At 58.1% G+C, this 15,083-nt stretch carries 15 protein-coding genes and 1 pseudogene; 8 read left to right on the top strand and 8 right to left on the bottom strand.

The features are described 5' to 3' along the window. Positions 1-86: 86 nt before the first annotated feature. Positions 87-1,412, top strand: a complete 1,326-nt coding sequence (trhP, locus tag ASC74_RS06350; protein WP_056740207.1) for a prephenate-dependent tRNA uridine(34) hydroxylase TrhP — start codon at positions 87-89, stop codon at positions 1,410-1,412. 122 nt (positions 1,413-1,534) lie between these two features. On the opposite strand, the gene ASC74_RS06345 is transcribed toward trhP, so the two are convergent. Next, positions 1,535-2,398, bottom strand: coding sequence for a LysR family transcriptional regulator (locus tag ASC74_RS06345; protein ID WP_056740204.1), 864 nt, complete (start codon positions 2,396-2,398; stop codon positions 1,535-1,537). Positions 2,399-2,494: 96 nt separating this feature from the next. On the opposite strand from ASC74_RS06345, the gene ASC74_RS06340 reads away from it, so the two are divergent. Next, positions 2,495-3,406, top strand: a complete 912-nt coding sequence (locus ASC74_RS06340; protein ID WP_056740202.1) for a DMT family transporter — start codon at positions 2,495-2,497, stop codon at positions 3,404-3,406. Between the two features lie 69 nt (positions 3,407-3,475). On the opposite strand, the gene ASC74_RS06335 is transcribed toward ASC74_RS06340, so the two are convergent. Continuing rightward, positions 3,476-4,189, bottom strand: coding sequence for a FadR/GntR family transcriptional regulator (locus ASC74_RS06335; protein WP_046047599.1), 714 nt, complete (start codon positions 4,187-4,189; stop codon positions 3,476-3,478). 281 nt (positions 4,190-4,470) lie between these two features. On the opposite strand from ASC74_RS06335, the gene ASC74_RS06330 reads away from it, so the two are divergent. From ASC74_RS06330 to ampC, 3 genes are all read left to right on the top strand, one after another. Then, positions 4,471-5,817 (top strand): MFS transporter, encoded by a 1,347-nt coding sequence (locus ASC74_RS06330; protein ID WP_056740201.1) that lies wholly within the window; start codon positions 4,471-4,473, stop codon positions 5,815-5,817. A 37-nt stretch (positions 5,818-5,854) separates the two neighbouring features. Next, entirely contained in the window at positions 5,855-7,198 is a 1,344-nt protein-coding gene (gene gudD / locus ASC74_RS06325) for a glucarate dehydratase (RefSeq protein WP_056740199.1), read from the top strand. A 116-nt stretch (positions 7,199-7,314) separates the two neighbouring features. Further along, a complete protein-coding gene (ampC, locus tag ASC74_RS06320; RefSeq protein WP_442965767.1) occupies positions 7,315-8,472 on the top strand; it encodes a class C beta-lactamase in 1,158 nt (385 codons plus the stop codon). 80 nt (positions 8,473-8,552) lie between these two features. On the opposite strand, the gene ASC74_RS06315 is transcribed toward ampC, so the two are convergent. The 3 genes and pseudogenes from ASC74_RS06315 to ASC74_RS06305 form a co-directional block, all read right to left on the bottom strand. Beyond that, the gene (locus tag ASC74_RS06315) at positions 8,553-8,921 is read right to left on the bottom strand and encodes a DUF6124 family protein (protein WP_056740197.1); all 369 of its coding nucleotides are present in this window, start codon (positions 8,919-8,921) and stop codon (positions 8,553-8,555) included. Between the two features lie 262 nt (positions 8,922-9,183). Further along, positions 9,184-9,450 (bottom strand): hypothetical protein, encoded by a 267-nt coding sequence (locus ASC74_RS06310; protein WP_056740195.1) that lies wholly within the window; start codon positions 9,448-9,450, stop codon positions 9,184-9,186. A gap of 17 nt (positions 9,451-9,467) precedes the next feature. Then, positions 9,468-9,611, bottom strand: a pseudogene (locus ASC74_RS06305) (DUF6124 family protein); the annotation flags it as partial. 254 nt (positions 9,612-9,865) lie between these two features. Here ASC74_RS06305 and ASC74_RS06300 point away from each other — a divergent pair. Next, positions 9,866-11,233, top strand: coding sequence for an AAA family ATPase (locus ASC74_RS06300; protein ID WP_056740192.1), 1,368 nt, complete (start codon positions 9,866-9,868; stop codon positions 11,231-11,233). Continuing rightward, positions 11,226-11,861 (top strand): hypothetical protein, encoded by a 636-nt coding sequence (locus ASC74_RS06295; protein ID WP_056740190.1) that lies wholly within the window; start codon positions 11,226-11,228, stop codon positions 11,859-11,861. Before ASC74_RS06300 ends, ASC74_RS06295 begins: the two co-directional genes overlap by 8 nt. Before the next feature lie 77 nt (positions 11,862-11,938). On the opposite strand, the gene ASC74_RS06290 is transcribed toward ASC74_RS06295, so the two are convergent. Then, complete coding sequence (locus ASC74_RS06290; protein WP_056740188.1) at positions 11,939-12,511, bottom strand: DUF4174 domain-containing protein; 573 nt, start codon at positions 12,509-12,511, stop codon at positions 11,939-11,941. 179 nt (positions 12,512-12,690) lie between these two features. Between ASC74_RS06290 and ASC74_RS06285 the strand changes: the two genes are divergently transcribed. Further along, a complete protein-coding gene (locus tag ASC74_RS06285; RefSeq protein WP_056740186.1) occupies positions 12,691-13,059 on the top strand; it encodes a VOC family protein in 369 nt (122 codons plus the stop codon). A 41-nt stretch (positions 13,060-13,100) separates the two neighbouring features. Here ASC74_RS06285 and ASC74_RS06280 read toward each other — a convergent pair whose 3' ends face one another. Both ASC74_RS06280 and ASC74_RS06275 read right to left on the bottom strand, forming a co-directional pair. Next, positions 13,101-13,886, bottom strand: a complete 786-nt coding sequence (locus tag ASC74_RS06280; protein WP_046047606.1) for a sulfite exporter TauE/SafE family protein — start codon at positions 13,884-13,886, stop codon at positions 13,101-13,103. A 222-nt stretch (positions 13,887-14,108) separates the two neighbouring features. Then, complete coding sequence (locus ASC74_RS06275) at positions 14,109-14,858, bottom strand: hypothetical protein (RefSeq protein ID WP_056740184.1); 750 nt, start codon at positions 14,856-14,858, stop codon at positions 14,109-14,111. Between the last annotated feature and the right edge of the window lie 225 nt (positions 14,859-15,083).

The following is a 15,083-nucleotide window of genomic DNA, read 5'->3' as shown; positions in this document are numbered from 1 at the left end:
CCGTTTGTTCATCAAGCATAGATCCAGATCAATGAACCCCGCGGGCAAGCCGCTTACTCTCGGCGGCTTTTGTGACCGACTCTGCCATGACTCTCCTGCCTCCAGAACTGCTCGCCCCCGCCGGCACCCTGAAAAACATGCGATACGCCTTCGCCTACGGCGCCGATGCGGTGTACGCCGGTCAGCCGCGCTACAGCCTGCGGGTGCGCAATAACGAATTCGATCACGCCAATCTGGCCCTCGGCATCCACGAGGCCCAGGCTCAAGGCAAGCGCTTCTATGTGGTGGTGAACATCGCCCCGCACAACGCCAAGCTAAAAACCTTCCTCAAAGACCTGGCGCCGGTGATTGCCATGGCGCCGGACGCGCTGATCATGTCCGATCCAGGCCTGATCATGCTGGTTCGCCGGCATTTCCCGCAGATGCCGATCCACTTGTCGGTGCAGGCCAACACGGTGAACTGGGCCAGTGTCGAGTTCTGGCAGCAACAAGGCTTGAGCCGGATCATCCTGTCGCGCGAACTGTCCCTGGAAGAAATCGCCGAAATCCGCGAGCAAGTCCCGGCGATGGAGCTGGAGGTGTTCGTCCACGGCGCCTTGTGCATGGCCTACTCCGGTCGCTGCCTGTTGTCGGGTTACATGAACAAGCGCGACGCCAATCAGGGCAGTTGCACCAACGCCTGTCGCTGGAAATATTCGGCGCAAGAGGCCACAGAAAATCAGCTCGGCGAGATCGTTCAGACCTTCCAGCCCGAACCAACCCTGGGCATCGGCGCCCCGACCGACCAGGTGTTCCTGTTGCAGGAAGCCAATCGGCCCGACGAACTGATGCCGGCCTTCGAAGACGAACACGGCACTTACATCATGAACGCCAAGGACCTGCGCGCGGTGCAGCATGTCGAGCGTCTGACGCAGATGGGCGTGCACTCACTGAAAATCGAGGGCCGGACCAAATCCCACTTTTATTGCGCGCGGACCACTCAGGTTTACCGTCGGGCAATCGACGACGCGGTGGCTGGTCGCGAGTTCGACCGCGGCCTGATGACGGATCTGGAATCCCTCGCCCAGCGCGGCTACACCGAAGGTTTTCTGCGGCGGCATGTGCATGACGAATACCAGAACTACCAGCACGGCAGTTCGGTGTCGGAGCGGCAGCAGTTTGTCGGCGAGCTGACCGGCGAGCGGCGTGACCGGATGGCGGAGGTCAAGGTGAAGAATCGATTTGGTTTGGGCGACCACCTGGAACTGATGACGCCCAAGGGCAACTTCCAATTCGACTTGCATGAGCTGCAAAACGTTAAAGGCGAGCCGATCGAGGTGGCGCCGGGGGATGGGCATACGGTGTACCTGCCGATTCCGGATGCGGTGGATTTGCGGTTTGGGTTATTGATGCGCGATGTCTGCGTCACATGATCAACAAGAACGCACACCTCCCCTGTGGGAGCGGGCTTGCTCGCGAATGCGGTGTGTCAGGCAACTCAGATGTTGAATGTGAGTCCGTCTTCGCGAGCAAGCCCGCTCCCACAGGTAACGAGTCAGGCGAACTCTTCACGCAACATCCCCACAAACGCTTCCCGCGCCGGGTGAACCCCGGCGTTTTCATGCCAGTAAAACAGGTTGTCGATCGCCGTCAGCTCGGGGAACTCATACCCCGCACAACCTGCCCCTTTGGCGTACTGATCAAACACGCCTTTTGGCACCAGCGCGACACCCGCCCCGGCACTGACACAGCCGACAATCGCCCCGTAACTGGCCAGGCTGACGATCGGCAACGCCTGCCCCTGCCGCAACAACCAATGCTCCAGCGCCGCCCGGTAGGGACAGCCCTGAGGCCACATGAACACGGTCTTGTCCTGCAAATCCGCGATGTCACGCACAGGCCCCAAGGACGTCGAGGCAATCAACAGCAGCTCCTCGCGGTACATCGGCGTGCGCTTGAGGTGTGAGCGCTCGACATCCACCGCGACGATCGCGCCGTCGAGCCGGTGATTGAGCGTGTCGTCGAGCAATTGGCTCCAGGTGCCGGTGGTCAGTTCCAGCGCAACGCCGGGGAAACGTTTGTGGAATTTCGCCAGCAAACGCGGCAATCGACCGGTCGCCGACGACTCGATGGCGCCAATGCGCAACGGCCCTGACGGCTCGGCCGAAGGGTCCACCGCGCGCTTGGCTTCAGCCGTCAGGGCGAGAATTTTCGAGGCATAAACCAGAAAGGTCTGCCCGGCCGGGCTGATTCGCAGCCCTCGGCCCTCGCGCAGAAACAGCGCGACACCCAGTTCCGCTTCCAGGGACTTGATCCGTGCCGTGATGTTCGACGGCACGCAATGCAACAACTCGGCCGCCCGGGCGATGCTGCCGACCTCGGCAACGGTCTTGAACATGCGTATCTGTGCCAGCTCCATACATCACCCAAAGTGAAGAGTTGACGCACTATAAGTCAGTTGTGGCGAACAGTCAGGCTTCTGATACTGGGTGCATCCGCCTACAGGTGCCCGATCATGAAGCCTCTCACGCCCTCCCCCGGTTCTCCCGTCAACATCATCCTGGCCATGGCATTTGTGGTCGGCTGCTGGGGTTATTCACCGACCGGCATTCACATCGGTTTGCAGGCCTATGAACCTGGTCATCTGGCCTTGCTGCGGTTTCTGCTGGCGTCGGCATTCATGGCGGTGGTCGCGGTGTTCCGAGGCATCAGCCTGCCGAACAGGCGTGACCTGCCGCTGCTGTTCGCGCTCGGTTTTTTTGCCGTGAGCCTGCACCATGTCGCGCTGAACTTCGGCCAGCAAAGTGTCAGCGCCGGCGCCTCCAGTGTGTTGGCGCAATCAACGCCGTTGTTCAGCACGTTGCTGGCGCGCTTCGTGTTCAAGGACCGGGTGAGCGCGTGGCGCTGGGGCTGCGTTTTCCTGGGATTGATTGGCGTGGTGATTGTGGTGGCCGGTGATCACGGACTGGGGGGCATCGACGCCCATGGATGGCTGATTGTGTTGGCGGCGGTTTCGTGGAGTGTTTACTTTGCCTTGCAGAAGCATCACTCGCGGCGCTACGACGGGCTGACGCTGGTGTGTTACACGGTTTGGTTCGGGACGCTGCTGCTGTTGGTTTATCTCCCGGGGCTGGTGAGCCAGGTCATCACCGCTCCGGTTGAAGTGCAGCTGGCGGTCATCGGGCTGGGCATTTTCCCAAGTGCCCTTGCGTATCTCGCCTGGGCCTATGTGCTCACTCATGTGGATTTGAGCCGCGCGACGATGACGCTGTATCTGATTCCACCCACCGCCATGGCGATTGCCTCTTTTGCGCTGGGCGAGCGGCCGACGTTGATGATCGTTGGGGGAGCACTGGTGGTGCTGGTCAGCGTGTTGGCCTTGAATCTGGAGCGCAGGCCGGTGGTTGCTCAAGTCACCGGGGCCTGATCCGGATTGGCGCCAATGCGACTGACGCCTTCGCGAGCAAGCTCGCTCCCACACGGATCTCGGCGGTGCTCAGCGATCGGCCGAAAACCGGTCTCGACTGTTGGTCAGGTGCAGCCACATGGCCGCCCGCGCCGCGTCCGGATCCTGGCGTTTGATCGCGTTGAGAATCGCCTCGTGCTCAAGGTTGGCCAGTTGCCCGAGCTTGCTCAAGTCCACTGCGCCGCGCTCGGCGGCATTGACGCGGGTGCGCGGGATCATGGCGCTGCCCAGGTGCTGCATGATTTCGGTGAAGCACACGTTGCCGGTGGCTTCGGCGATCAGCAGGTGGAAGCGCTTGTCGGCTTCGACGCAGCTGTCGTTGTTGGCCAGCAGGCTTTGATAGTCGTCCAGCGCTTCGCGCATCTGTGCCAACTGATGATCCGTGCGACGGGTTGCCGCCAGTGCGGCGGCCTGGGTTTCCAGGCCCATGCGCAACTCCAGAATGCTGCGCACCCCCAGCGCGGTATCGACATTCAACCGAAGCCCCTGCTCCGGTGCTCGCTCGATAACAAAGGTGCCGATGCCGTGGCGGGTTTCCACCAGCCCCGACGCCTGCAACTTCGAGATCGCCTCGCGCACCACCGTGCGACTGACCCCGTGCTCCTGAACAATCGTGTTCTCGGACGGCAGCTTGTCCCCGGGCAGCATCTGGCCGAGCAAGATGCTCTGGGTCAGTTTGGCCACCAGGTCATGGGCCAGGTTGTGGGTGCGCTTGCGGGCAGGCGCGTCGAGGTCTTCTTGCATGGCGATCATCCTAAAGCAGGGCTAACGGAATCGTAGCACTGCGCTCGACGGGAATCTCAGGAAAACGCCGACCAACTTGTATGACAACACTCAACAAACAGGGTATTCGAGACCATCAGAAAGGTCACGCATCAGCGCAAAAGAATAATAAACACTCTATAAAGCGCCATTTTGTTGGACAACCACTCTTGCGGGATGAAAAAACGTAGTTGTATGATGTCTATCAACATCGCAACACCCAGTCACACCCCGCATAAAAATAATCAGTGGGAGATAACGCAGTGAATACATCCATATCCGGGATGAACGATGGCGCCGATTCGGTCCTGAAATCCGCCATCTCGAAAGTGAAACGCCATGTACTGCCGCTGTTCGTGATCATGTTCATCGTCAACTACATCGACCGCGTGAACATCGGCTTCGTCCGCGCCCACATGGAACATGACCTGGGCATCGGCGCTGCCGCCTACGGCCTCGGCGCCGGGTTGTTCTTCATCGGTTACGCGCTGTTTGAAGTCCCCTCCAACATCCTCCTGCAAAAAGTCGGCGCACGAATCTGGCTGACCCGCATCATGCTGACCTGGGGCGTGGTCGCCGCTTGCATGGCGTTCATCCAGAACGAAACCCACTTCTACATCCTGCGATTCCTGCTGGGCGTGGCCGAAGCAGGTTTCTTCCCCGGAGTGATTTACTACTTCACCCGCTGGTTACCTGGCGTTGAACGCGGCAAGGCGATTGCGATCTTCCTCAGCGGTTCGGCGATTGCTTCGCTGATCTCCGGCCCGCTGTCCGGGTTGCTGCTGCAAATCAGCGGTTTCGGCATGCACGGCTGGCAGTGGATGTACTTCATCGAAGGAATGTTCTCGGTGGGGTTGTGCGTGTTCGTCTGGTTCTGGCTGGACTCCAAACCCCACGACGCCAAATGGCTGAGCCGCGCCGAACAAGACGCGCTGGTCAAGGCCATCGACGACGAACAACTGGCCCGCGAAGCCGCGACGCCGATCAAACCGTCGTTGGGCACGCTGCTCAAGGATCGCCAGATCATCCTGTTCTGCCTGATCTACTTCTTTATCCAATTGACCATCTATGCCGCGACCTTCTGGCTGCCGAGCATCATCAAAAAGATGGGCGACCTGAGCGATATTCAGGTCGGGTTGTTCAACTCGATTCCGTGGTTGCTGTCGATCGTTGGCATGTACGCCTTCGCTTCGCTGTCGGCCAAATGGAAGCATCAACAAGCGTGGGTCGCCGCTGCCCTGCTGATCGCGGCGGCCGGGATGTTCATGTCCACCACCGGTGGGCCGATCTTCGCCTTCGTTGCGATCTGCTTTGCCGCGCTGGGTTTCAAATCGGCGTCGTCGCTGTTCTGGCCCATTCCTCAGGCCTATCTGGATGCGCGGATCGCGGCGGGTGTGATCGCGCTGATCAACTCTGTGGGCAACCTCGGCGGCTTCGTCGCGCCGACCACGTTCGGTCTACTGGAAGAACGCACCGGTTCGATTCAGGGCGGGTTGTACGGCCTGGCCGCGACCTCGATCATCGCCGCGATCATCGTCTTCGCCGCACGCAACAAACCGAAATCCGCACCTGCCGTCGCACTGGCCAAACCAGCGTCCAACCACGCCTGAACACTCATGTAAGAGCACTGTTTTGAAGGACATAACAATGAACACACAAGAAACCGCCAAAGCCCCGATCATTACCAGCATGCAGGTGGTTCCAGTGGCCGGTCACGACGGCATGTTGCTCAACCTGAGCGGCGCTCACGGGCCGTTTTTCACCCGCAACATCGTGATCCTCAAGGACAACGCCGGTCACACCGGCGTCGGAGAAGTACCGGGCGGTGAGCGCATTCGCCAGACCCTCGAAGATGCGCGCAGCCTGGTGGTCGGCAGCCCGATCGGCACTTATCAGAAGATCCTCAATCAAGTGCGCCAGACCTTCGCCGATCGCGATGCCGGCGGTCGCGGGTTACAGACGTTCGATTTGCGCATCACCATCCACGCCGTCACGGGCCTGGAAGCCGCCCTGCTCGATCTGCTCGGTCAGCATCTGGACGTGCCGGTCGCCGCCCTGCTCGGCGAAGGTCAGCAGCGCGATGAAGTGAAGATGCTCGGCTACCTGTTTTATGTCGGTGATCGCAACGAAACCGACCTGGCCTACCGCAGCGAGCCGGACGCCGACAACGACTGGTTCCGCGTACGTCACGAAAAAGCCATGACCGCCGACGCCGTGGTGCGTCTGGCCGAAGCGGCTCACTCGCGCTACGGTTTCAAGGACTTCAAACTCAAGGGCGGCGCGCTCAGTGGCGATGAAGAAATCGAAGCCGTCACCGCCCTGGCCGAACGCTTCCCCGACGCGCGCATCACCCTCGATCCGAATGGCGCGTGGTCACTGAAAGAAGCCATTCGCCTGTGCCGGGATCAGCATCACGTCCTGGCTTACGCCGAAGACCCGTGCGGCGCGGAAAACGGTTATTCCGGACGTGAAGTGATGGCTGAATTCCGTCGCGCCACGGGTTTGAAAACCGCCACCAACATGATCGCCACCGACTGGCGGGAAATGGGCCACGCGATCCAGCTGCAATCAGTAGACATTCCCCTGGCCGACCCACACTTCTGGACGATGCAGGGCTCGGTCCGCGTGGCGCAGATGTGCCATGAGTGGGGCCTGACCTGGGGTTCGCATTCCAACAACCACTTCGATATTTCCCTGGCGATGTTCACCCACGTCGCGGCCGCTGCGCCGGGTGAAATCACCGCCATCGACACGCATTGGATCTGGCAGGACGGTCAGCGCCTGACCAAAGCGCCGCTGCAAATCGTCGGCGGCTGCGTGCAGGTGCCGAAGAAACCAGGGCTGGGCGTCGAACTGGACATGGATCAGCTGGCCAAGGCCCATGAGCTGTACAAAGGCATGGGATTGGGCGCGCGGGATGACAGCGTGGCGATGCAGTTTCTGATTCCGGGATGGAAATTCGATAACAAGCGGCCGTGTCTGGTGCGCTGATTCAGCGGTCGCACCTGGCCTGTAAACAATCAGCCCGGCCCACCTATGGACGGCCGGGTTGAAAAAACGCTCGGAGGGTTGCGTTTAACACACTAAAATGGCGCGCAATCGAATCAATGACGGACCAAACCAACATGGATAGGCTGAAAACTCTCGCCGTTTGCGTGGCGGTGCTCGCCACCGGCCAATGCGTCGCACAGGATCAAATCGAGACGGTGGTGAATGCCGCCGTACGACCGGTCATGCAAGCCCAGGCCGTTCCCGGAATCGCCGTGGCCGTGACCGTCAACGGAAAGCCGCATTACTTCAACTACGGGGTAGCTTCGAAAGAGAGCGCACAACCCGTTACTGAAAACACCTTGTTCGAAATCGGCTCGGTGAGCAAAACCTTCACCGCCACCCTCGCCGCCTACGCTCAGGCCACCGGCAAGCTGTCCCTGTCGGACAAGGCCAGCAGCGTGCTGCCGGATCTGCGTGGCAGCGCGTTCGATAACATCAGCGTGCTGCAACTGGGCACCTACAGCGCCGGCGGCCTGCCGCTGCAATTCCCCGACGATGCCGACGCACCGGACAAGATGCTCGGCTATTTCAAGCAGTGGAAACCGACTTATGCCGCTGGCACCCATCGGCTGTATTCGAACCCGAGCCTGGGTTTGTTCGGTTATCTGGCAGCCCAAAGCATGGGCGCGCCGTTTGATGACGTGATGGAAAAAACCCTGCTGCCGAAACTCGGGCTGAAACACACCTACCTCACAGTACCGCAGGCTCAGATGGGTCTTTACGCTCAGGGTTACAACAAGGAAGACAAACCGGTGCGAGTCGGGCCGGGGGCACTGGATTCGGAGGCTTATGGGGTGAAAACCAGCGCGGCGGACATGATTCGGTATGTTGAAGCGAACATGAAGCTGGCCAGCCTCGAAGACCCGATGCAACGGGCAATTACCACGACGCATACCGGTTACTACAAGGTGGGCGAGATGACTCAGGGACTGGGTTGGGAGTTCTACCACTACCCGGTCACCCTCGATACATTGCTGGCGGGTAACTCGACGCAGATGACGATGGAGGCTCACGAAGTCCAGTGGCTGACCCCGCCGCAACCTCAACCCAAAAACGTGCTAATCAACAAAACCGGCTCAACAAGCGGCTTCGGTGCTTACGTGGCGTACGTGCCGTCGAAAGACATCGGCATTGTGATCCTGGCCAACAAAAACTACCCGAACCCTGAGCGGGTCAAGATTGCTCATACGATATTGAGCGCACTGGCGAAGTAGCCAAGAAACGCGATTTCTCGTAGCAGGCAAACAAAATGGGCGACCCCTTTGAGGTCGCCCATTGTCGTTACTGCGTCAGCTCAATGCCGAGTCGGCGGCTGAGCGTCAGGTGCGGCGCTTCTCGGATCAAGATTTTCCCGTGCCTGATTCACCAACAACTCGGTGACCGCCGCCAATTGCTGAATCGACAGCAGCACCTTGCGGTTCGAGCCTTCCAGTTTCCCGGCAAAATTCGCAATCAGGACAGTCAGGGAGGCAAGGTTTTCGCAGGCCTGATTTAGCAGGGTCAGTGTGTCGACACCAGGAGCAACAGTGAAAATCTGCTGGGGCGTGGCGGTACGCCTGGGGCTTCGGGTGACTGCGCCTTTTGCGGTGTCACACAGCTTCGCGGGATCGAGATGATCGGCGTCGGTTGGGGTTTGCGGTTGATGCTTGCTGAACTTTTTCACAGACGAGGCTCCTTTTTGTGCCATTGGTGTTTTTCGTCCCTGGATCCCTCAGTGTCGCGGATTCCCACGTCCGACCGCGATTTTGCGGTGGCTGACGAAGGCTAGCGGTGCGCTCTGACAGAAACCAGTTCATCAAGACCGACAGGACTTGCAGGAAACTTCCGAGACCAATAGAAGCCAGTACATCTCACACCGAAACACCTTTTTTTTGTAGATCTCTTGCAGGCAAAAAAATGGGCGACCTGTTGAGGTCGCCCATTTTTTATTGTTGTGCCTGCAATCGTCGCCCGATCACATCCATCAAACCACAACCGTCGCGCATCGGAATCGCCAACACCCGCGCGAAATCCTGCAACAGCAATGCATCGCGGCTGATGCCCTCACCAATGGAAAGAGTTTCCAGCAGTTGAGTCACGCTGCGGATGCGGTACGCCGCCGTGTCATGCAACACATCCACCAGCACTTCTGTATCAATCAGCAAGGACGGGATTGTGCAGTCGATGCCCGTCATCGGCATGTATCGAGCCATGGCTGAACCTCCCCTGTTCAATATTGAGTCGTTGGCTGAACAGCAGGCGCGCCTTCGGGCGGGTCGATGGCGTCCAGTGCGCGGTTCACCAGCAATTCGGCGGCCACCGCCAACTGCTGAATCGACAGCGCTACGTTTCGGTTCGAGCTTTCGAGTTTGCAGGGCACCAGTTCATGAAGTGCGCCACGTTTTGCAGGAAATCTCCGACGCAATTGAAGGCCTTTGCCCCGGCTCATTTTTTTGGGAACACGCTGCAATTACCTTTTTGCTGATTACCGTTGTGATGCGACCGAAACCGTTGTATCTAATGAGCCTCCCAAGCCCCCGAACGGCATCGGATCAATCCGTGGCTGGGAATGAATGACATAATGTGCGCTCAAGCCTTCAAACCGACTGACCCCCAAAGGGCGATGTAATGGAAATCAACAGATTCAAGGTCACGGATGTCGGTCGGTTCACCGAACTGGACATTCAGTTGGCCCCCACGGACAAACACCCCTCAAACGTGACGGTTCTGGTGGGGAATAACGGCGCCGGGAAAACCACCCTTTTAAAGTCACTGGCCATCTCGTTGAGCTGGTTGGTTGCCAGAATTCGCACCGAGAAAGGCAATGGCAATTACCTTGCGGAAGAGGACATTCGAAACGGCGCTTCGTCTGCATTAATTTTAATTGGCGTAGTAGACGAGTCACATGCACGCTCAAGTCGTCCCGATGCTAATCCTCAAGATGCTCTGTTCACGTGGGGCATTGCCCGCGGCAGGCAAGGGCGAAAGGCTCAAATTCATAGCTCCTTAGGCGGTGTCAGTCTCCTTGCGGATCACTATCGCAACGAACTAACCGCAGATGATAAAGCTTCGCTTCCGCTGATTGCCTACTATCCGGTTGAACGGTCAGTTCTGGAAATCCCGCTAAAGATCCGAACCAAACATTCCTTTGACCAACTAGACGGCTACGACAACTCACTAAATCGTGGCGTGGATTTCCGACGCTTTTTTGAATGGTTTCGCGAACGCGAAGACAGCGAAAATGAAACCGGCGTGTCCGACATTGCGTTGGCCGAGATTTCCAAAAAGTTCGGTAACGACAGTGACATTTGGAAAACCCTTTCCCAGTTGAAGGCCTCATCCCGAGATCGTCAGTTGACGGCAGTTCGGTCTGCCATTGCAGCGTTCATGCCAGGCTTCAGCAACCTGAGAGTGCAGCGCAAGCCGCGCCTGCACATGGCGATAGACAAAGACGGTGTGACGCTCAACGTCTCCCAGCTCTCGCAGGGTGAAAAGTCGATGATGGCGCTAGTCGGCGACATCGCTCGCCGATTGGCGATGATGAATCAGTCATTGGACAATCCGTTAGAAGGTGACGGCATCATACTGATCGACGAAGTCGATCTGCACCTGCACCCCAAATGGCAGCGCAGTTTGATTCGGCAGTTGAGCGAGACCTTTCCAAATTGCCAGTTTGTACTGACAACCCATTCGCCACTGGTCATAAGTGACGCAAAAGATGTGTTGTGCTACGTGCTGGATGACGGAGAGCTACAGGAACGCAATGGCCTTTATGGACTGGATGCCAATCAGGTTCTACTGGAAGTCATGGACACCGATATTCGCAACAGCGAAGTGCAGCAGCGCTTGAATCGACTGTTGGAGCGTTTGCAGGACGGTGATCTGGACGACGCAAAGAACCTTTTTTCCGAGCTTTCACTTGAATTGCCAGAAGGTCATCTAGAGCTGGCGAAGGCCGCATTGTTGATCCGAAAGCTGGAGTTGCGCCGTGCGTAAGATTAACAAGGAAGTTGAGCCACAAGCGCTGACTCGCTGGAAGCGCTCGAACAACGCGTTACGTTACAAGGACTTACCACGAGAAGAGAGCCGGTCCATCCGTTTATCGTGTATCTCGGAACAGTACGGGTTATGTGCCTATTGCTGTCAGTCGATCACGATTGATGACGCCCATAACGAACATCTTGAAGCTCAGGATCGTGCACCGAATCGAACTTTAGATTTTTTCAACATTGTCGCCAGTTGCCAGCGCCCCCATCAATGCGGTCATGGTCGAGGTACACGACCGTTGCCACTCACGCCGTTGATGGCCGAATGCGAAACCGAACTGAAGTTCTACTTGTCCGGCCTGGTAACGGGACAAACCGAGCGGGCCAGGGTCGCTATTGAGGCCTTGAATCTGGGTCATACAGAGGAAAGTAATCGAGGCCTAGTCGGCGCACGCAAACAGATGGTCGATGCGCTGATCTATAGCCAGAGCGTGCCTCCCGAAGATTTGCAGTATGAAGATGAAGAGTTCCTGGATTTACTTCTGGAAGATCTGAAAATACCGGATGCAGCGCAATGTCTTCAGCCTTTTTCACCCGTGCTGATCAATGTAATCCGCCACTTTCTGGCTCAACCTTGAAATAGAGCCAACGCGCCAGTCGGCCGCCTTTGTCTCTTGTAGCAGCAGGCTTCGCCAGCTGCTACAAAGGTCCGGGTTCAATCATCCGGCATTTCAGGCGGCTTGGCAGGTTTCGCCGACTTGCCTGGTTTTGCGCCCTTGGCACCCTTTGCACCATTGACCGGTTCAGCCGCTTCAACAGGCGTCGCGACCGTCATCGCTGCGGCTTCTTTCTCAGTCGCTGGCAAGGCGTCGATCGTGTCGAAAATTTTCTTCAAATCGACCGATTTTGATTCATCTCCCGAACTCTCAAGTTTCTTTTCGCCGTCCTTGCCCACCAGGATGACTTTGCTCTTCGCGCCGGCACCCAACTTGAGCGAGCGGATCAATGCCGCCGTGTCTTGTGGCCCCAGGTCTTTGCCCTCGCGCTGGCCCATCAAATTGAGCACGGTATACAGGACCATGTTTCGCTCGGTGAACCCCTTGCGGTTTGTCGGATCATCCAGCGACTTTTTCAGGCTGACCCACGTGGGATCGACCGTACTTGGAGCGATGACAATCAACGGCCGGGACCTGCCCTTGTCCATGTCCAGCGGTGAGCCGTCATCGGCAGCGAACAAGGCGCCGGCGAAAGCCAGCAGGGTAGTCAGGGTCAATGACCTGATGAGCATGCGCATCTCCTTTTGATATCCACGCTCTAATGATTGCGCATCGCGGCGTTCGTTCCGGGTGACGCTCGCAATTATGTCTCGCCTTGCCCCAAGCTTAGGTCAGGGCGGTCATTGCGCAACAGGCTGAGCTAATCTCATAGCTCAACAACCAAGCCCTGATCCGCCGTGAGGACCTGTGCATGAGCGCTCAGTTGAACCACACCATCGTCTGGTGTCGTGACAAGCAGACATCAGCCAACTATCTGGCAGACATCCTCGGTCTGCCCGACCCCGAACCCTTTGGCCCGATGCTGATCGTCAAGTTCGACAACGGTGTGTCGCTGGACTTCTACGACAATGACCCGCCGATTGCCTCCCAGCACTATGCGTTTTTGATCGGTGACGAGGATTTCGATGCGGCCTTCGCCCGCCTGCAAGCCCGACAGCAACCCTGGTGGGCCGACCCCGGCAAACAACGACCAAATGAGATCAACGATTACGGCGGTGGCCGGCGGGTTTATTTCGATGACCCGGACGGGCATCTGCTGGAGATTCTGACCCGGGCCTAAGGGCGCCTGCCAAGCGGGTTTGTTTCTGGAATCTCTACCGATTAAAAGGCCAGTTTGTACCCGATCAGCACCAGCATCGTGGCCAGGCAAGGCCGCAGCACTTCATCGGAGATACGGCCAGTCAGGTGGCTGCCCAGGTAAATCCCCGGCAGCGAACCGATCAGCAAGTAACCCAGCACGTGCCAATCCATGTTGCCCATGCTCGCATGGCCGAGACCGGCCACCAGGGTCAGCGGTACGGCGTGCGCGATTTCCGTGCCCACCAGGCGGCGGGTCGGCAGCAGCGGATAGAGAATGAACAACGCGACAGTGCCCAGGGCGCCAGCGCCGATGGAGGTCAGGGCAACCATGGTGCCGAGGACCAGGCCGGTGATCACGGTCAGCGCATTCAAGCGGTTGCCGCTGGGGTTGTAATGACCGCCCGCGCGTTTGTGAGCGAAATCGAGCAGGCGTTTCTTGAAGAAAATCGCCAGCGCCGTGGCAAACAGGACAAAGCCCAAGGCCTGCTTGATGACCGCGTTCATCGCCTCGGGCGACGTTTGCAAGGTGCTCAGGAACCACAACGTCAGCGCCACCGCCGGCACACTGCCGAGGGTCAGCCAACCGGTAATGGCCCAGTCGATGTTCTTGTTCTTTCGATGAACCAGCACGCCACTGGACTTGGTAATCGCCGCGTACAGCAAATCCGTCCCCACTGCGGTGGCCGGATTGACGCCAAACCACAACAGAATGGGGGTCATCAACGAACCGCCACCGACCCCAGTCATGCCGACAATGAAGCCGACTACCAGACCTGCCACGACTAAACCGAAATTACCGAATTCCATTAACACGCCCACAAAAAACGCATGAAAAATCTGGTCCGCAGCATAGCGATTTTTCTTATAACCACTTATATCGATGCGATCTATCTTTATGCCACAAGTACGCAGTATTTCCTGTGCACGCAGTTCCTTGTGGGAGCGAGCCTGCTCGCGAAGGCGGTTTGGCAGACACTGCAAAAGTGTCGGTCCTGCCTCTTCGCGAGCAGGCTCGCTCCCACAAGGGGTTCACTGTACTGGGAGAAAATTGAGGAACAGCAAACTCTGCGCGTAATTCAAACCGATCCGGCGGTAGCGTTCGTCCAGCATCTGCGTCAGCAGGTCCAGCCGCGCGACGATCTTGCCGAACTCCACGGCAAAACTCAGGTTGCTGCCCTCCTCCGAAATTTCGTTGGAAAACAGCAACGGCTCGCCGTTCTTGCTTTGCCGCTGGCTGAGTATCCAGGTGGCTTTCTCGATGTTGCGGGCGGCGTTGCTGACGAACGTCGGGTTGATCACATCCGTCATGTAGAACTCGAGCCGATTGCCGTGGGCGGTGACGAGCATGCTGCCGATGGCGTAGATGAAGGCACCGACCCGGTCGCCGAGAAACTCCGGGCTCATGGCATAACTCAGCGCTGCGAGGTCTTTTTTGCCCCCCAGAGTCGGCAGCGGCTGTTGCTGTTCGATGGCCATGCGCACTTGTTTGCCAGCGGTGCGGGCGTCGAGGAAGCCGGATTTTTTCAGCTCGTCCGGGTTGCGCAGGTAGAGCTTGCTCATCAGCAGGTAGAGGCTGTCGAGGTTGTCGCGCATCGCCAGGGTCGCTATGCGGTCGACGCTGGTCTGGAGGAATTCCTGGGGTTTGCCTTCGCGGAACTGACTGACGATGTCGCTGCCCTGTTGCTGACTGCACCCGGAGGTTGCGAGCATCGACAAGCAGGCCAACAGCAGGCAACGGCGGCGGATTCGCGGGGTGGTGCGGGGTAAAACTCGAGCCATGGGTTATTGAACTTGGGCATGGGCCGGCGGTGGGGATTCGCCGCAGGCTGGCCAAGGATAGAGCCGTGAATCCTTGAAAAGTGCAGTGCCGACGGTCCGTAAGCGTTGGCATCCGTTAAGAGGACCACCACATTAGTCATACTTTATAATTGCAACAGCTCATACATAAGCTATAAATCCTTCCTTGATCGCATTGAAACGCGATCATTAGTATGACTACTTCGT

It is taken from the genome of Pseudomonas sp. Root329 (genome assembly GCF_001424925.1).
Classification (GTDB): domain Bacteria; phylum Pseudomonadota; class Gammaproteobacteria; order Pseudomonadales; family Pseudomonadaceae; genus Aquipseudomonas; species Aquipseudomonas arabinosi.
Note: the sequence above shows the minus strand (reverse complement) of the source record. Positions and strands in the feature narration are given on the sequence as shown.